We start from the raw sequence: 16,601 nt of genomic DNA, 5'->3' as shown, positions 1-16,601 counted from the left end.
ACCCCATCACATTGGTACAAATTTGATGGCGATTAAACTCGAGCAGGTATGACGACCCTGCCCCTCCTCTCCCTGGTCGCCCTGCCCTTCCTTGGCAGCCTGCTGGCGGCGTTCCTGCCCGCGAACGCACGCAATACCGAATCGACCCTCGCCGGCTTGATCGCGCTGGCCTGCGCGGTGCAGGCTGCGATGTACTTCCCCGAGGTGGCCGCCGGCGGCGTGATCCGCCAGGAGTTCAACTGGCTGCCCAGTCTGGGCCTGAACTTCGTGCTGCGCATGGATGGCTACGCGTGGATGTTCTCGATGCTGGTGCTGGGCATTGGCGCGCTGGTGATGCTGTACGCGCGCTACTACATGTCACCGGCCGACCCGGTGCCGCGCTTCTTCTCTTTCCTGCTCGCGTTCATGGGGGCGATGAGCGGGGTGGTGCTGTCGGGCAACCTGATCCAGATCGTGCTGTTCTGGGAGCTGACCAGCCTGTTCTCCTTCCTGCTGATTGGCTACTGGCATCACCGCCGCGATGCCCGGCGCGGCGCCCGCATGGCACTGACGGTGACAGGCGCGGGGGGCCTGTGTCTGCTGGCGGGCATGCTGGTGCTGGGCCACATCGTGGGCAGCTACGACCTGGACGTGGTGCTGGCCTCGGGCGTGCAGGTGCGCACCCACCCGCTCTACACCGTGGTGCTGGTGCTGGTGCTGCTGGGCGCGCTGACCAAGAGCGCGCAGTTCCCCTTCCACTTCTGGCTGCCGCATGCGATGGCGGCCCCCACCCCGGTGTCGGCCTACCTGCACTCGGCCACGATGGTGAAAGCCGGCGTGTTCCTGATGGCGCGCCTGTGGCCGGTGCTGGCCGGCACCGACGAGTGGTTCTGGCTGGTCACCAGTGCCGGGCTGGCCACGCTGCTGATCGGGGGCTTTGCGGCCATCTTCCAGCACGATCTCAAAGGGTTGCTTGCCTATTCCACCCTGTCGCACCTGGGCCTGATCACCACGCTGCTGGGCCTTAACAGCCCGCTGGCCGCCGTGGCGGCGGTGTTCCACATCCTCAACCACGCCACCTTCAAGGCCTCGCTGTTCATGGCGGTGGGCATCATCGACCACGAAACCGGCACGCGCGACATCCGGCGCCTGAGCGGCCTGCGACGGGCCATGCCCATCACGGCCACCCTGGCGTGCGTGGCCAGTGCGGCCATGGCCGGTGTGCCCCTGCTCAACGGTTTCATCTCCAAGGAGATGTTCTTCACCGAGGCGGTGTTCGTCACCGCCACCCCGCTGTTCGAGCGCCTGCTGCCCATCGTGGCCACGGTGGCCGGCATGTTCAGCGTGGTCTATTCGCTGCGCTTCACGGCCGATGTGTTCTTCGGCCCCGACACCTGCGCCACCCTGCCCAAGCGCCCGCATGAGCCACCGCACTGGATGCGCGTGCCCATCGAGGTGCTGGTGTTGGCCTGCCTGCTGGTGGGCGTGGCCCCGCAATGGGCCGTGCAGGACATCCTCAACGCGGCCGCCGCGCCGGTGGTGGGCGGGCACCTGCCCGCGTTCGATCTGGCCGTGTGGCACGGCTTCAACCTGCCGCTGGTGATGAGCTTCGTGGCCCTGGCCGGCGGCATCGTGCTCTACGCGCTGCTGCGCGGCCCCATGCATGGCGGGCACCTGCAGCGCACCCCGCTGCTCAGCCAGATCCGCAGCAAGCAGATCTTCCACGATGTGCTGGCCTGGCTCACCGCCCTGAGCCGGCGCGCGCTGCGCCTGTTCGGCACGCGCCGCCTGCAGCCGCAACTGCTCTTGCTGGTGGGCGTGACCGTGGGCAGCGCCACCGCCACCTTGTGGCTGCACGGCCTGGGCCCGGTGGTGAGCACGGGCACGCGGCCACCGCTGACCTTCTCGCCCATGTTCGCGCTGCTGTGGGCCGTGGGCATCGGCGCCTCGCTGGGCGCCGTCTGGCAGGCCAAGTACCACCGTCTCACCGCCTTGGCGCTGATGAGCGTGTCGGGCCTGGTGACGGTGGTGACCTTTGCGTGGTTCTCGGCGCCTGACCTGGCGCTCACGCAGCTGTCGGTGGAAGCCGTCACCACGGTGCTGATCCTGCTGGGCCTGCGCTGGCTGCCCAAGCGGCTCGAAGAGCAGGTGCCGCGTCGCAACTGGTGGGGCCGCCTGAAGGTGCGCACCCGCCGCGCCCGCGACCTGACGCTGGCCCTGCTGTCCGGGCTCGGCATGGCCGCCTTGTCCTACGCCCTGATGACGCGGCCCTTCGAGCAGACCATCTCGCCCTTCTTCCTGGAGCGGGCCTTGCCCGAAGGCGGCGGTCGCAACGTCGTCAACGTGATGCTGGTGGACTTCCGCGGCTTTGACACCCTGGGCGAGATCACCGTGCTGGGGGTGGTGGCGCTGACGGTGTACGCGCTGCTGCGCCGCTTCCGTCCGGCCCCCGAGAGCACCGTGCTGCCCCCGCAGCAGCAGGCCGTGCCAGCCGACCTGGCCACCGACCTGATCAACCCCCACATGGTGGCCGACCCGGCCCAGGGCTACCTGATGGTGCCCGCCGTGCTGGTGCGCCTGGTGCTGCCACTGGCCGCCGTGGTGGCCGTCTACCTGTTCATGCGCGGCCACAACGCGCCGGGCGGCGGCTTCGTCGCCGGTCTGGTGCTGTCCACCGCCTTCATCTTGCAGTACATCGTCTCGGGCACGCAGTGGGTGGAGGCGCACATGCACCTGCGCCCGCAGCGCTGGATCGCCACCGGCTTGCTGATCGCCACGGCCACCGGCCTGGGCGCCTTCGCGCTGGGCTACCCCTTCCTGACCACGCACACCGCGCACGTGCACCTGCCGCTGGTGGGGGACTTCCATGTGGCCAGTGCGCTGTTTTATGACATCGGCGTCTTCGCGCTGGTGGTGGGGGCCACGCTGCTGATCCTCACCGCGCTGGGCCACCAGTCGGTGCGCGGCCACCGCCGCCCGCGCCAGGCCTCGGCCGCTGACGCCACACCCGAAGTCGCCCCCGCCCTCGCCCAAGGAGAACACTGATGGAGATCGTCCTGGCCATCGCCATCGGGGTGCTGACCGCCAGCGGCGTCTGGCTGCTGCTGCGCCCCCGGACCTACCAGGTCATCATGGGCCTGTGCCTGCTGAGCTATGGGGTCAACCTCTTCATTTTCAGCACTGGCCGCCTGGCCGTGGACAGCGAGCCCGTGCTCATCCCCGGCGTGCCTGAAACCCTGCAGAACTACACCGACCCGATGCCACAAGCCTTGGTGCTGACGGCCATCGTCATCGGCTTTGCCATGACGGCGCTGTTCCTGGTCGTGCTGCTGGCGCAACGGGGCTTCTGGGGCAATGACCATGTGGACGGCCAAGGGGATGCCGAATGAGGTGGTCGACCTACCCGCTCACCGAAGCGCTGATGCCGCACCTGAGCATCGCCCCCATCTTGCTGCCACTGCTGGCCGCCTGCCTGATGCTGTTCCTGAGCGAGCGCCGCCAGCGCGCCAAGACCGGCGTCAGCCTGCTGGCCACGCTGCTCAACCTGATCCTGGCGGTGCTGCTGTTCCAGTGGACGGCGCGCGGCGACGTGCAGGGCACCTACAGCGTCTACCTGCCCTCGAACTGGGACGTGCCCTTCGGCATCGTGCTGGTGCTCGACCGCCTCTCGGCCCTGATGCTGCTGCTGGTCGGCCTGGTCGGACTGATGGCGCTGCTGTTCGCGGTGGCGCGCTGGCACAAGGCCGGGGCGCACTTTCATCCGCTGTTCCAGATCCAGTTGATGGGGCTCAACGGCGCCTTCCTCACCGGCGACCTGTTCAACCTCTTCGTGTTCTTCGAGGTGATGCTGGCCGCGTCCTATGGCCTGCTGCTGCACGGATCGGGCCCGGCGCGGGTGAAGGCCGGCCTGCACTACCTGAGCATCAACCTGGTGGCGTCCTCGCTGTTCCTGATCGGCGCGGCCATGATCTATGGCGTGGTGGGCACGCTCAACATGGCCGACCTGGCCGCCAAGATCCCGCAGGTGTCGGCCATCGACCGGCCGCTGCTGCACGCGGGCTGCGCCATCCTGGGCGTGGCCTTCCTGGCCAAGGCCGCGATGTGGCCGCTCAACTTCTGGCTGGTGCCGGCCTACTCCAGCGCCAGCGCGCCCTCGGGGGCCATCTTCGCGCTGCTCACCAAGGTCGGCATCTATGTGCTGCTGCGCCTGTCCACGCTGTGGTTCTCGCCGCAGGCGGGCGAATCGGCCGGGTTTGGCAGCGCCTGGCTGGTGTGGGGTGGCATGGCCACGCTGGCCTTTGGTGCCCTGGGCATGCTGGCCTCCCAAAGGCCGGCGCGCCTGGCCGGCTATGCCGTCATCGTGTCCTCGGGCACGCTGATGGCGATGATCGGCCTGGGGCGCCCTGAGGTCACTGCCGGCGCCCTGTACTACCTGCCCACGTCCACCTTCGCGATTGCCGCCTTCTTCCTGCTGACCGAGCTGATGGACCGCTCGCGCAGCGCCGACCCCGGCGCCCACCGCCGCCCGGAAGATGAGGAAGACCACCTGCCGTTTGCGCTGGCCGATCTGGAGTTGCAGCAAGGCGCCAACCTCGACGACGACGAGGAGTTGCTGGTGGGGCGGCCCATGCCGGCCTCCATCGCGCTGCTGGGCCTGGCCTTCATCGGCTGCACCCTGCTGGTGGCCGGCCTGCCACCGCTGTCGGGCTTCATCGGCAAGTTCGCGATGCTCTCGGCCCTGTTGAGCACGCCCGAAGCCGGCGGCGAACTGGCCCACATTACCTGGACGCTGTTGACCCTGGTCGTGCTCTCAGGCCTGTTTGCGATGATCGCGCTGTCGCGCACCGGCATCCGCTTCTTCTGGGCCCCGGTGGGGCGCGCAGCCCCCATGCTCAGCAGCGTCGAGTACCTGCCGGTGGTTGTGCTGATGGGGCTGTGCGTGTTCTTCACGGTGCGCGCCGAGCCGCTGATGCGCTACGCGCATGACACGGCCCAGGCGCTGTACCAGCCGCAGGGCTACATCGACGCTGTGCTGTCGGCCCAGCCCAAGCTCACTCCCACCAACGCTGAGCGCCTGCGGGCGCCCACCGCCCCGCTCCAGCCATGATGCGACGCCTGTTTCCCGCCCCGCTGCTGTCCCTGGCCCTGCTGGCGATGTGGCTGGTGCTCAACCGCGACTACAGCCTGGGCCAGTGGCTGCTGGGGGCCGTCGTGGCCACCATCGTGCCGGTGATGACCCATTCGCTGCGCCCCACCCCCGTGCGCATCCGCCATCTGGGCCTGGCCTTTCGCCTGTCCATGATGGTGGGCTGGGACGTGATCGTGTGGAACTGGAAGGTGCTGCGAGGCACCCTGGCCTCGTCGGCGACACAACCGAAGGGCGGCTTCATCACCGTGCCGCTGGACCTGCGTGACCCCAACGGCCTGGCCGTGCTCGCCGCCATCATGTGCGTGATCCCCGGCACCATCTGGTCGGAGATGGCCCTGGACCGCAGCGCCCTGCTGGTCCACATCTTCGACCTGAACGACCCGGACGAAGAGATCCGCCTGATCAAGGCCCGCTACGAGCGCCCCCTGATGGAGATTTTCGAATGAGCCCCTTCCTCTTTGGCGCCATCGTGTTCACCCTGGGCTGCTATGTGCTGGCCATGGCGCTGGCCCTGCTGCGCCTGTACCGCGGCCCCTCGGCGCAAGACCGCGTGCTGGCCATGGACCTGATCTACACCATCGGCATGCTGGTGCTGATGGTGCTGGCCATCCGCTACCGCAGCGCGATGTACTTCGAGGCGGCCCTGCTGATCGCGCTGTTCGGCTTCGTCAGCTCCATGGCGATGGCCAAGTTCCTGCTGCGCGGGGAGGTGATCGAATGAACCCCGAGCTGTTTGGCTGGGTCGAGGTCATCGTGGCGCTGCTGCTGATGCTCAGCGGCCTCTTCACGCTGGCGGCGGCGGTGGGCATCGTGCGCTTTCAGACCTTCTTCCAGCGCATGCACCCGCCCGCGCTGGCCTTCAGCTTCTCGTCGTGGTGCGTCACCCTGGCCACGGTTCTGTACTTTTCGGCGCGCAAGGAGCACCTGGCCCTGCATGCCTGGTTGATCATCATCTTGCTGTCCATCACGGTGCCGGTGACCACCATCTTGCTGTCGCGCACCGAGCTGTTCCGTCGCCGCACGCACAGCACGCCCAGCCCCGACATCCCGCCGGCCCTCAGCCACATCGTGCCACCGCCCCCAGGGGCAGACGATGCCCCCACACAGACACACGACTGAGCCCCACGTGGGCGGGTCTTGTGTCATGCTTGTCGCATTGTGAACTTTCCACCGACCATCACCTCATGAACGCCCTGCATCCTCGCATCGGCCTGGCGCTGGGCAGTGGCTCGGCGCGCGGCTGGTCGCACATCGGGGTGATCCGGGTGCTGGAGCGCGCGGGCATCTCGCCCGACATCGTCTGCGGCACCTCGATCGGGGCGCTAGTAGGGGCAGCCTATGCCGCCGGCGAGCTCGATCGCCTGGAGCCCTGGGTGCGTGGACTGACCTGGCCGGCCGTGCTCGGCCTGCTCGACCTGAAGATGGGCGGCGGCCTGATCGAAGGTGGTGAACTGGTGGAATTCTTTCGCCGCCACTACAGCGGCCCCGAGATCCAGCACCTGCCCAAGACCTATGGGTGCGTGGCCACCGCCTTGCGCAGCGGCCGCGAGCTCTGGCTGCGCGAGGGCCCGGTGATCGACGCCGTGCGCGCCTCCATCGCCCTGCCCGGTCTCTTCACCCCGGCGGTGCGCGAGGGACAGTTGCTGGTGGACGGCGGCCTGGTCAACCCGGTGCCCGTGTCGCTGTGCCGGGCCCTGGGGGCCGACATCGTCATCGCTGTCGACCTCAACTGGGACCTGATCGGCCGGCGCACCCGCGCCCAGGTTCTCGACGGGGATGCACCGGCCGCCCCCGAGCCTGCCGACAATGGCCTGCTCGACGCCATCCTGGCGCGCTTTCGCAGCGACGAGGTGCCCGCCTCCCCGGCCGACCACCCCTCCATGCTGGACGTGCTCACCACCAGCCTGAACATCATGCAGGTGCGCATCACCCACAGCCGCCTGGCAGGCGAGCCCGCTGACGCCATGATCCGGCCGCGCCTGTCCCACATCGCGGCCATGGACTTCCACCGCGCCGAGTCCGCCATCGCCGAAGGCGAGCGGGCCGCCGAGGCCGTGCTGCCCCTCATCCGCGACCTGCTGAACTGAGATGACCCACGCGCGCGCGCCCCGCTCCTTCGCACGCCAGATCGGCTACACCCTGGCCACGCTCAGCGCGATGATCGTGGCCTTCGCGGTCTACACGAACGCCGAGAAGGCCATCGATGGCGCCAACGAGGCCCGCCTGCGCGCCTTCCTGCTGGCCGACGAACTGCACCAGTCCTCGGACGACCTCACCCGCATGGCCCGCCTCTACGTGGCTAGCCAGCACCCCCAGGCGCGCCAGCATTACCAGCGCATCCTCGACATCCGCGACGGGATCCACCCTCGTCCGCTGGGCTACAGCGGCATCTACTGGGACCTGGTGCTGGTCGATGGCCAGCCGCCTCGCCCCGACAGCACCGAACGCATCCCCCTGATGGAGCTGATGCGCCAGGCCGGCTTCCCGCCTGAAGAGCTCGACATCCTGATCCAGGCCAAGGCGCACTCCGACCGGCTCACCCAGATCGAGCGTGAAGCCATGGCCCTGCGCGATGCCGAGGGCCCTGGTGCGGACAGCCGCCATGCCGAGGCCCTTCAGATGCTGCACGATGCACGCTACCTGTCGGCCAAAGCCGCCATCCTCGCACCCATCGACCGGGTTCACGCCCTGATGCGAGATCGGACCAACAAGGCCGTGGCCCAAGCCGAGCGCCATGCACTGTACGCACGTGGCGTGCTGATCGCCTGCGGTCTCATCCTGATGGTCATGCTGTTTCGCGCGGCCCAGATGCTGCGCCGCGTGCTGGGGGGCTCGGTCGACGACGTGCACGCCCAGATCGCTCGCATCGGCCAGGGCAACTTCACGCCCACCCGCTCGGCGCAGGATGCCCCGGAAGGCTCGCTGCTGGCCCGCCTGATCGACACCCAGCGCAAGCTGCAGGACCTCAGTGCCGAGCGCGAGCGCACCCAGGCGGAGTTGCACCGCAGCGAAACCCGCCTCCTCGAAGCCCAGCGCCTGGCCCAGTTGGGCCACTGGGAGCTCGACCTGCGCACACATGCCCTGCAGTGGTCTCACGAGGTCTACCGCATTTTCGAGCAAGACCCGGCGCGTTTCGAGCCCACCTGCGCGGCCATCCTCGCCCTCATCCACCCGGACGACCGCGAACGCGTGGACCGCGACTTCCAGGCGGCCATGCGCAGCCACACCCCCTGCGAGATCGCTTACCGCCTGCAGTGGCCGGACGGTCGCGTGAAGTTCATCAACCAGCGCTGTGAAGCCCTGTTCGACGGTGCAGGACAGGCCACCCAGATCATCGGCACGATGCAGGACGTCAGCCACAGCAAGCAGACCGAGCGCGCGCTGCAGCGCCTCAACCGCGACCTGCGCCTGCTGAGCGACTGCAACATGGCCCTGGTACACGCCCAGGACGAGCCCACGCTGTTGCGCGAGATCTGTCGCCTCAGCGTGGAAAGCGGCGGCTACAGCCTGGCGTGGGTGGGCTTTGCCCAGCAAGACGAAGACCGCAGCGTGACCGTGGCGGCCGAGTGCGGCGATCGCAACGGCTACCTCGCACAGGTCAACATAAGCTGGGCCGACACGGCGCGGGGCCGCGGCGTGGTGGGCACGGCCATCCGCACGGGACAGCCCAGCCTGGTGACCGACATCCCGCGCGATCCGCGCATGCAACCCTGGGCGGCCAAGGCTGCCGAGTTGGCACTGCAATCGTGCGTGGCCCTGCCTCTGATCTGCGATGCGCGCGTGCTCGGCACCCTGACGCTGTACGCCCGCGAGCCCGACGCCTTCGACACCAACGAGCTCAACCTGTTGATGGAGCTGGCCAACGACCTGGCTTATGGCATCAGTGCCCTGCGCGCCCGCGCCGAACACGCCGAGGTCAAAGCCCGGGTGGACTTCCTCTCGCATTACGACCCGCTCACCCACCTGCCCAACCGCCTGCTGCTGGGCGACCGCTTTGCACACGCGGCCGCCGTGGCCCGCAGCGAGCAACGCACGCTGACGCTGCTCTACCTGGACCTGGATCACTTCAAGCACATCAACGACAGCCTGGGCTATGCCGTGGGCGATCAGGTGCTGGTGCTGGCCGTCGAACGCCTGCGCCAGTGCCTCCCCCCCAGCGCCACCATCAGCCGCATGAGCGGCGACGAGTTCGTGGTGCTGCTGACCGGCCCGGACGACCTGGCCCGCATTGCCGGCCTGGCCGACACCGTCAGCAAAGCCTTCAACGAGCCCTTCCAGGTGGGGGAGCACGCCCTCAACGCGTCCTGCTCCATCGGCATCGCCCTCTTCCCCACCGACGGGGATGATTTCGACACCCTGTTCCGCCACGCCCACACCGCCGTCAACAGTGCCAAGGAAGCGGGCCGCAACGCCTACCGCTTCTTCTCGCACGAAATGAACGCGGGCCTGGTCGACCAGATCCGACTGACCGGGGCACTGGCGCAGGCTGTGCGCCGCGAGGAATTCCGCCTGCACTATCAGCCCCAGCTCGACCTGCGCAGCGGCCACATCGTCGGTGTGGAGGCCCTGGTGCGCTGGCAACACCCCGAGGCGGGTCTGCTGCCACCCGGACAATTCATCGCGCTGGCCGAGCGCAGCGGCCACATCATCCAGATCGGCGAATGGGTGCTGCGCGAAGCCTGCCGCCAAGGCCGCGTCTGGGCCGATGCCTTGCCTCAGCCCCCGGTGGTGGCCGTCAACCTCTCGGCCCTGCAGTTCAAGCGCGGCGACGTGCTGGCCCTGGTGCGCGAGGCCCTGCGCGCCAGCGGCCTGCCCGCCCACCTGCTGGAGCTGGAGCTGACCGAATCCATCCTGCTGCAAGACGTCGACAGCACCATCGCCACCCTGCAAGGGCTCAAGGCGCTTGGCGTCAAGCTCTCGATCGACGATTTCGGCACCGGCTATTCCAGCCTGTCCTACCTGAAGCGACTGGCCGTGGACAAGCTCAAGATCGACCAGTCCTTCGTGCGCGACATGCTCACCGATGCCGACGGCGCCTCCATCGTCAAGGCCATTGTCCAGTTGGGCCACAACCTGCAACTGACGGTGATCGCCGAGGGCGTGGAAACCCCGGCGCAACGCCAGGTGTTGACCGACATCGGCTGCGACGAAGCGCAGGGCTACCTGATCGGTCGGCCCGCCACCGCCGACGCCTGCCAGGCCCTGCTGACGCAGACCTGAGCCAGGCCCGCTCAGCCGGGGGCCGACACCACCCGGTTGCGCCCTTGTGACTTGGCCATGTAGAGGGCCTGATCGGCGCGGTGCTGCAAGCTGGCAGCCGACTCCTCCGCCGCCAAAGTGGCCACGCCGATGCTGACGGTGACCCCGGTCACCGGCATCGTGTCGGACTGGGCAATCTGGCTGCGAATGCGCTCGGCCACGTTGAGCGCGGATGTGGCCCCGGTGTCGCTCAACAGCACGGCGAACTCCTCGCCCCCGATGCGTGCGGCCACATCGATCTCGCGGGCGCTGCGCTGAATCAAGGCGGCCAAGGCCTGCAAAACCCGGTCACCGACGGCATGGCCATGCTGGTCGTTGATCGACTTGAAGTGATCGGCATCGATCAACAACACACTCAGCGCCGCACCGTTGCGCTGCACACGCCGCCACTCCCGTGCCAGCTCCTGATCGTAGGCGCGGCGGTTGTACAGGCCGGTGAGGGCATCGGTGTGCGCCAGTTCGGACAGGCGTTCGTTGAGCACGCCCACCTTGTGCATCTCCTCGGCCAGCAAGCGGTTGGCCTCGGCCAGCCGCACCAGCGCCTGGCGCAAGGTGATCTCGCGCAGAGTGGCATGGGCCAACTCGGTCAGCACTGCCACATCGCGCTCGGTCCATTGGCGCGGCTGCATGTCCACCGCACAAAAGCTGCCCAGAATCTGCCCGTCAGGCGTCACCAGAGGCACCCCCGCATAGGCCCGCACGCCCAGGGTGCGCACGGTGGGCACCGCCGCCAATCCGGGCAAGGCCCGAACATCGTCCAGCAGCAGCGGCCTGGGCGAGAGCAAGGCGAAATGGCAGAAGGTGCGGCCCTTGAGTTCGCGCTCACTGGCCAGAGGCTCGCCAAACCCCACAGCGCTCTTGTAGAAGTCTCGCTCGGCATCCACCAGGGACACGAAGGTCGCGGGCACCTCCAGCAGCATGGTGGCCAGGCGAGTGAGCCGGTCGAAGCTTTCCTCCGGCGGCGTGTCCAGCAGCCCCGTGTCACGCACAGCCTGCAGCCGAGCCGGGTCCAGACGGGCGGCGTCGACGGCGTCATCCGGGGGAACGGGGTCAGAGGTGCTCATGACGGGTTCGAACGATGAAAGGTTCAGTGTGCCCCAAGTTGGCGCAGCGCAGCGGCACATCTCCTGCTTGCACCGGCTATACGGCAGAGATCATCGCGCGACTTCTTGTCCCCAGGCAAGCATTTCGCCGCCAGAGGCGATATCGTTACGCCTTTGCCAAAACCATGGCACCGTGATGCCCGCCGTAACTGTGATCCAGCCGGCGGCATTGTTCTCATCCCTATCCGGAAAGCAAGTTATGAGCACCCAGCAGCCCACCATCATCTACACCCTGACTGACGAGGCGCCGCTGCTGGCGACCAGCTCCTTCTTACCGATCGTCCGCACCTTCGCTGCGCCGGCCGGCATCAACGTCACCACCAGCGACATCTCGGTGGCCGCCCGCATCCTGGGCGAGTTCCCCGATTTCCTGACCGAAGCGCAGCGCGTGCCGGACAACCTGGCCGAACTCGGCCGCCTGACGCTGCTGCCCGACACCAACATCATCAAGCTGCCCAACATCAGCGCCTCGGTGCACCAACTGGTCAGCGCCATCAAGGAGTTGCAGGGCAAGGGATACGCCGTCCCTGACTTCCCGGAAGACCCCAAGACCGAGGAAGAAAAGGCCATCCGCGCCCGCTACGCCAAGTGCCTGGGCAGCGCCGTCAATCCCGTGCTGCGTGAAGGCAACTCCGACCGCCGCGCCCCCGCCGCCGTCAAGAACTACGCCCGCAAGAACCCGCACAGCATGGGTGATTGGAGCCAGGCCTCGCGCACCCACGTGGCCACGATGAAGCACGGCGACTTCTACCACGGTGAAAAGTCCATGACCCTGGACAAGGCCCGTGACGTGAAGATGGAGTTGGTGACCGCCGGCGGCAAGACCATTGTGCTCAAGCCCAAGGTGTCCCTGCTGGAAGGCGAGATCATCGACAGCATGTTCATGAGCAAGAAGGCCCTGTGCGCCTTCTACGAAGAGCAGTTCGAAGACGCCCGCAAGACCGGCGTGATGCTGTCGCTGCACGTCAAGGCCACGATGATGAAGGTCTCGCACCCCATCGTGTTCGGCCACGCCGTCAAGATCTTCTACAAGGAAGCCTTCGAGAAGCACGGCCAGCTCTTTGACGAGCTGGGCGTGAACGTCAACAACGGCCTGGTCAACCTGTACGACAAGATCGAGCAGCTGCCCAGCTCGCAACGTGACGAGATCATTCAGGACCTGCACGCCTGCCACGAGCATCGCCCCGAGTTGGCCATGGTCGACTCGGCCAAGGGCATTTCCAACCTGCACGCCCCCAACGACGTGATCGTGGACGCCTCGATGCCCGCCATGATCCGCATCGGCGGCAAGATGTGGGGCGCCGACGGCCGCCCGAAAGACACCAAGGCCGTGATCCCCGAGTCGACCTTTGCCCGCATCTACCAGGAGATGATCAACTTCTGCAAGACCAACGGCAACTTCGACCCGCGCACCATGGGCACCGTGCCCAACGTCGGCCTGATGGCCCAGCAGGCCGAAGAGTACGGTTCGCACGACAAGACCTTCGAGATCCCGGAAGCCGGTGTGGCCAACATCGTCGACATCGCCACCGGCGAGATCCTGCTGTCGCAAAACGTGGAAGAGGGCGACATCTGGCGCATGTGCCAGGTCAAGGACGCCCCGATCCGCGACTGGGTGAAGCTGGCCGTGACCCGAGCCCGCCACTCGGGCATGCCCGCCGTGTTCTGGCTGGACGCCTACCGCCCGCACGAGGCCGAGCTGCGCAAGAAGGTCGAGCGTTACCTGAAGGACCACGACACGACCGGTCTGGACATCCAGATCATGTCGCAGGTGCGCGCGATGCGCTACACCCTGGAGCGCGTGATCCGCGGCAAGGACACCATCTCGGTGACCGGCAACATCCTGCGCGACTACCTGACCGACCTGTTCCCCATCATGGAACTGGGCACCAGCGCCAAGATGCTGTCCATCGTCCCGCTGATGGCCGGTGGCGGCATGTACGAAACCGGCGCGGGCGGCTCGGCGCCGAAGCACGTCAAGCAACTGGTGGAAGAAAACCACCTGCGCTGGGACTCGCTGGGTGAGTTCCTGGCGCTGGCCGTGTCGCTGGAAGACCTGGGCCTGAAGACCGGCAACGCGCAGGCCAAGATCCTGGCCAAGACGCTGGACGCCGCCACGGGCAAGCTGCTGGAGAACAACAAGAACCCGTCGCCCAAGACCGGCCAGCTGGACAACCGCGGCAGCCAGTTCTACCTGGCGATGTACTGGGCTCAGGAACTGGCGGCGCAAACCGACGATGCCACCCTGGCCGCCAAGTTCGCCCCGCTGGCCCAGGCCCTGGCCGCTCAGGAAGCCACCATCGTGGCCGAACTGGCGGCGGTGCAAGGCAAGCCGGCCGACATCGGCGGCTACTACATGCCCGACACCGCCAAGCTGGACGCCGTGATGCGCCCCAGCACCACCTTCAACGCCGCCCTGGCGAGCGTGCTGGCAGCCTGATCGGGTGACCTGACGCGCGACCTGCGCGTCGCGTGCAACGGCCTCGCAAGAGGCCGTTTTTTCATGGGCGATCGCGTGATGTCGTGTCAGCTCACCAGCCAGCCGGATCCACTCGGTAGAAGCGCGCCAGTTCGGTATACAGCGCCGGCTGGACCTGCTTGAGATCCTGCGCCCGCTCAAAGAAGGCCTCGGTGGCCACGGCAAAGAACTCCACCGGCTCGCTGGCCCCATAGGGATCGAGCACGGTTTCCTCCCCACGGGCCACCTGGCCTTGCAGCTCGGCAAATGCCGCCCGCATCACCTCAGCCCAGCGTACATGGCGCTGCGGGCTGCCCAGATCGGGCGCCCCGTTGCTCAGGCCGTTCTCGGCATCGAGCTGGTGGGCAAACTCGTGCAGCACGACGTTGAACGCATCATCCGGAATGCGGGCGCCATCACGGGCCTCATCCCAAGCCAGGATCACCTGCCCCTCGTCCCACGACTCCCCGGCGCGCAACTCGTCGTCGGCATGCACGAGGCCGTGCTCATCGGGCTGGGTGCGAGGCACCCAAAAAGCGCGGGGATAGACCAGGATCTGGCGCAGACGCGGGTAGTAGTCGGTGGGGCGGTTGAGCAACAACAGGCAAGCCTGGGCCGCCACCGTGATGCGCACCTCGTCGGTGATGGGTTGGCCTTCGCAACCGATGAAGGCCTTCTCTGCGACGAAGACCTGGATATGCCGCTTGAGCTGTGCCAGCAAGTCAGGTGGCATGCTGCGGGTCAAGGGCACCCGTCGGCGCAAGATGCGCTCCCAGGCTTCCGGAAAAGGGGCCGCCTGCAAGCGTTCGCGACGGTGCGCCTGACGACGGGGCTGGCGCCACAGCCAGACCACCCACAGCCCGGCCAGCACGACCACGATCAACAAGGGAAGGGGACTGGCAACACTCACGTCTGACACAAGGCCTTGCGGCACGGAAACCTACGCCGCGCCCATTGTGCCCTCACAGCGACATCGACGGTCGCTCGGCCATGGCGGCCCGCCAGCGCATCAAGTGCGGGTGCGCCTCGGTGACACGCACCTTGATGACCCGCGCGAAATCGACGGCCACCACCGCGGTGATGTCGGCGATGCTGAAACGCTCCGTGGCAATGAAGGCCCGATCGGCCAGACGTTCATTGAGCATGTCAAAAAACTGCTGTGTCCGCAGCACGCCCCGCTCGGCCAGGGCCGGGATCTGCGGGTGGTCCTGGGGGCCCGGCAAGGCACGGTTGGCCATGGCCGGGCTCCCGTTGCGAAAAGCCTCGGCCACGGCCATCAGCCCTTCAAATTCCATGCGCCAGTTCCAGCTGGCCACTTCGGCCTTTTCAGCGGGCGAGACACCCAGCAATCGGTGCTGGGGATACTGCGCCTCCACGTAGGCAGCAATCGCCGCATTGTCGGTCAGCAGCAGGCCGCTCTCGGTACGCAGGACCGGCACGGTGCACAGCGGATTCACGGCCCGAAAGGCCTCGCTCAGCTGCTCGCCGGTGCGCAGGTCCACCTGCACCGTCTCATGGGCGATGCCCTTTTCGGCCAGCAGGATGCGCGCGCGGCGCGGACTGGGGGCGGTGGCGCAGTCGTAGAGGATCAGGGGCATGCCAATTTGTCCTGGGTCTTCGTTTCGAAATCGCGGGCGTCATGACGTTCGTGCAACTGGCTGGCCGGGTCGCCCATCACGCGGTTGACCATGCGTCCCCGTCGCGCCGCCGGACGCTGCGCAATCTCATCCGCCCAGCGTACGACATGGGCGTACTCGTGGACCTGCAGGAATTCCCCAGCCTCGTAAAGCTGGCCTTTGGACAAGGCACCGTACCAGGGCCAGATGGCCATGTCGGCGATGGTGTAGTCATCGCCCACCATGTAGCGATGCGTGGCCAGATGGCGGTTGAGCACGTCCATCTGACGCTTGACCTCCATGGCGTAACGGTCGATGGGGTACTCGAGCTTGACGGGGGCGTAAGCGTAGAAGTGGCCAAAGCCGCCCCCCAGGAAGGGCGTGCTGCCGACCTGCCAGAACAGCCACGACAGGCACTCGGCCCGCTGCGCGGGGGTGGTGGGCAAGAAAGCGCCGAACTTCTCGGCCAGGTACATCAGGATGGCGCCGGACTCGAAGACGCGGATGGGCTCGGGGCCGCTGCGGTCCATCAGCGCCGGGATCTTGGAGTTGGGGTTGACGTCGACAAAGCCCGAGCCGAATTGCGCGCCCTCGTTGATGCGGATCAGCCAGGCGTCGTACTCGGCGCCGGTGTGGCCGGCAGCCAGCAGCTCTTCGAGCATCACCGTCACCTTCACGCCATTGGGGGTGCCCAGCGAGTAGAGCTGCAACGGGTGCTTCCCCACGGGCAGGTCCTGCTCGTGCGTGGGGCCAGCGATGGGGCGGTTGATGTTGGCAAAACGGCCGCCGTGGCCTGGGGTCCAGGTCCAGATGGCGGGTGGGGTGTAGCCGGGGGCATCGTCGCGTGTGTCGCTCATGTCAGGCGCTCCAGAGAATCGGTGTCAGGCGGCGCACGAGGTGCGCAAGCGTGCAGGTTAGCAAAGCTGCAGACGCCGGGTAGGGCACAAGGTCATCGGCCCACCTGAGTGCTCACCCCCATGGCCGACAATACACGCCAGCCTTGTCGCCCCCATTTTTGCCCTTCTGCCCCGCCGTGA

13 protein-coding genes are annotated in these 16,601 nt (G+C 67.3%); 9 read left to right on the top strand and 4 right to left on the bottom strand.

The window, feature by feature from the left end:
• Positions 1 to 57: 57 nt before the first annotated feature.
• The 8 genes from WIT60_RS01285 to WIT60_RS01250 all read left to right on the top strand — a co-directional run bounded on the left by WIT60_RS01285 (position 58) and on the right by WIT60_RS01250 (position 10,348).
• Positions 58 to 3,024, top strand: a complete 2,967-nt coding sequence (locus WIT60_RS01285) for a monovalent cation/H+ antiporter subunit A (protein WP_339582348.1) — start codon at positions 58 to 60, stop codon at positions 3,022 to 3,024.
• Positions 3,024 to 3,368 carry a Na+/H+ antiporter subunit C gene (locus WIT60_RS01280; RefSeq protein WP_320364507.1) on the top strand — a complete coding sequence of 115 codons (345 nt, stop codon included), beginning with the start codon at positions 3,024 to 3,026 and terminating at the stop codon, positions 3,366 to 3,368. Before WIT60_RS01285 ends, WIT60_RS01280 begins: the two co-directional genes overlap by 1 nt.
• A complete protein-coding gene (locus WIT60_RS01275; RefSeq protein WP_339582139.1) occupies positions 3,365 to 5,086 on the top strand; it encodes a monovalent cation/H+ antiporter subunit D in 1,722 nt (573 codons plus the stop codon). Before WIT60_RS01280 ends, WIT60_RS01275 begins: the two co-directional genes overlap by 4 nt.
• On the top strand, positions 5,083 to 5,574 hold the full coding sequence (locus tag WIT60_RS01270) for a Na+/H+ antiporter subunit E (protein ID WP_339582138.1): 492 nt from the start codon (positions 5,083 to 5,085) through the stop codon (positions 5,572 to 5,574). The genes WIT60_RS01275 and WIT60_RS01270 overlap by 4 nt, the downstream gene beginning before the upstream one ends.
• The gene (locus WIT60_RS01265) at positions 5,571 to 5,849 is read left to right on the top strand and encodes a K+/H+ antiporter subunit F (RefSeq protein ID WP_339582137.1); all 279 of its coding nucleotides are present in this window, start codon (positions 5,571 to 5,573) and stop codon (positions 5,847 to 5,849) included. The genes WIT60_RS01270 and WIT60_RS01265 overlap by 4 nt, the downstream gene beginning before the upstream one ends.
• A complete protein-coding gene (locus tag WIT60_RS01260) occupies positions 5,846 to 6,247 on the top strand; it encodes a Na+/H+ antiporter subunit G (RefSeq protein WP_339582136.1) in 402 nt (133 codons plus the stop codon). The genes WIT60_RS01265 and WIT60_RS01260 overlap by 4 nt, the downstream gene beginning before the upstream one ends.
• Positions 6,248 to 6,312: 65 nt before the next feature.
• Positions 6,313 to 7,215 carry a patatin-like phospholipase family protein gene (locus tag WIT60_RS01255; RefSeq protein ID WP_339582135.1) on the top strand — a complete coding sequence of 301 codons (903 nt, stop codon included), beginning with the start codon at positions 6,313 to 6,315 and terminating at the stop codon, positions 7,213 to 7,215.
• A gap of 1 nt (position 7,216) precedes the next feature.
• Positions 7,217 to 10,348 (top strand): putative bifunctional diguanylate cyclase/phosphodiesterase, encoded by a 3,132-nt coding sequence (locus WIT60_RS01250; RefSeq protein WP_339582134.1) that lies wholly within the window; start codon positions 7,217 to 7,219, stop codon positions 10,346 to 10,348.
• A gap of 11 nt (positions 10,349 to 10,359) precedes the next feature.
• On the opposite strand, the gene WIT60_RS01245 is transcribed toward WIT60_RS01250, so the two are convergent.
• A complete protein-coding gene (locus tag WIT60_RS01245) occupies positions 10,360 to 11,451 on the bottom strand; it encodes a GGDEF domain-containing protein (protein ID WP_339582133.1) in 1,092 nt (363 codons plus the stop codon).
• 238 nt (positions 11,452 to 11,689) lie between these two features.
• Between WIT60_RS01245 and WIT60_RS01240 the strand changes: the two genes are divergently transcribed.
• Positions 11,690 to 13,930, top strand: coding sequence for an NADP-dependent isocitrate dehydrogenase (locus tag WIT60_RS01240; RefSeq protein ID WP_339582132.1), 2,241 nt, complete (start codon positions 11,690 to 11,692; stop codon positions 13,928 to 13,930).
• Between the two features lie 91 nt (positions 13,931 to 14,021).
• Here WIT60_RS01240 and WIT60_RS01235 read toward each other — a convergent pair whose 3' ends face one another.
• From WIT60_RS01235 to yghU, 3 genes are read right to left on the bottom strand one after another with little or no spacing between them, the layout of a single operon-like run.
• Positions 14,022 to 14,858, bottom strand: coding sequence for a M90 family metallopeptidase (locus tag WIT60_RS01235; RefSeq protein WP_339582131.1), 837 nt, complete (start codon positions 14,856 to 14,858; stop codon positions 14,022 to 14,024).
• A gap of 52 nt (positions 14,859 to 14,910) precedes the next feature.
• Entirely contained in the window at positions 14,911 to 15,546 is a 636-nt protein-coding gene (locus tag WIT60_RS01230) for a glutathione S-transferase family protein (protein WP_339582130.1), read from the bottom strand.
• Positions 15,537 to 16,421, bottom strand: coding sequence for a glutathione-dependent disulfide-bond oxidoreductase (yghU, locus tag WIT60_RS01225; protein ID WP_339582129.1), 885 nt, complete (start codon positions 16,419 to 16,421; stop codon positions 15,537 to 15,539). The genes WIT60_RS01230 and yghU overlap by 10 nt, the downstream gene beginning before the upstream one ends.
• Between the last annotated feature and the right edge of the window lie 180 nt (positions 16,422 to 16,601).

The sequence above is a fragment of the Aquabacterium sp. G14 genome (assembly GCF_037482285.1).
Taxonomy (GTDB): domain Bacteria; phylum Pseudomonadota; class Gammaproteobacteria; order Burkholderiales; family Burkholderiaceae_C; genus Aquabacterium.
The sequence above is the reverse complement of the archived record's forward strand: the minus strand, read 5'-3'. Positions and strand labels throughout refer to the sequence as shown.

Coding starts and splice junctions, on each gene's coding strand:
- yghU (WP_339582129.1), bottom strand. CDS start 16,421: ATGAGCGACACACGCGACGATGCCCCCGGCTACACCCCACCCGCCATC.
- WIT60_RS01260 (WP_339582136.1), top strand. CDS start 5,846: ATGAACCCCGAGCTGTTTGGCTGGGTCGAGGTCATCGTGGCGCTGCTG.
- WIT60_RS01245 (WP_339582133.1), bottom strand. CDS start 11,451: ATGAGCACCTCTGACCCCGTTCCCCCGGATGACGCCGTCGACGCCGCC.
- WIT60_RS01240 (WP_339582132.1), top strand. CDS start 11,690: ATGAGCACCCAGCAGCCCACCATCATCTACACCCTGACTGACGAGGCG.
- WIT60_RS01265 (WP_339582137.1), top strand. CDS start 5,571: ATGAGCCCCTTCCTCTTTGGCGCCATCGTGTTCACCCTGGGCTGCTAT.
- WIT60_RS01230 (WP_339582130.1), bottom strand. CDS start 15,546: ATGCCCCTGATCCTCTACGACTGCGCCACCGCCCCCAGTCCGCGCCGC.
- WIT60_RS01255 (WP_339582135.1), top strand. CDS start 6,313: ATGAACGCCCTGCATCCTCGCATCGGCCTGGCGCTGGGCAGTGGCTCG.
- WIT60_RS01270 (WP_339582138.1), top strand. CDS start 5,083: ATGATGCGACGCCTGTTTCCCGCCCCGCTGCTGTCCCTGGCCCTGCTG.
- WIT60_RS01280 (WP_320364507.1), top strand. CDS start 3,024: ATGGAGATCGTCCTGGCCATCGCCATCGGGGTGCTGACCGCCAGCGGC.
- WIT60_RS01275 (WP_339582139.1), top strand. CDS start 3,365: ATGAGGTGGTCGACCTACCCGCTCACCGAAGCGCTGATGCCGCACCTG.
- WIT60_RS01250 (WP_339582134.1), top strand. CDS start 7,217: ATGACCCACGCGCGCGCGCCCCGCTCCTTCGCACGCCAGATCGGCTAC.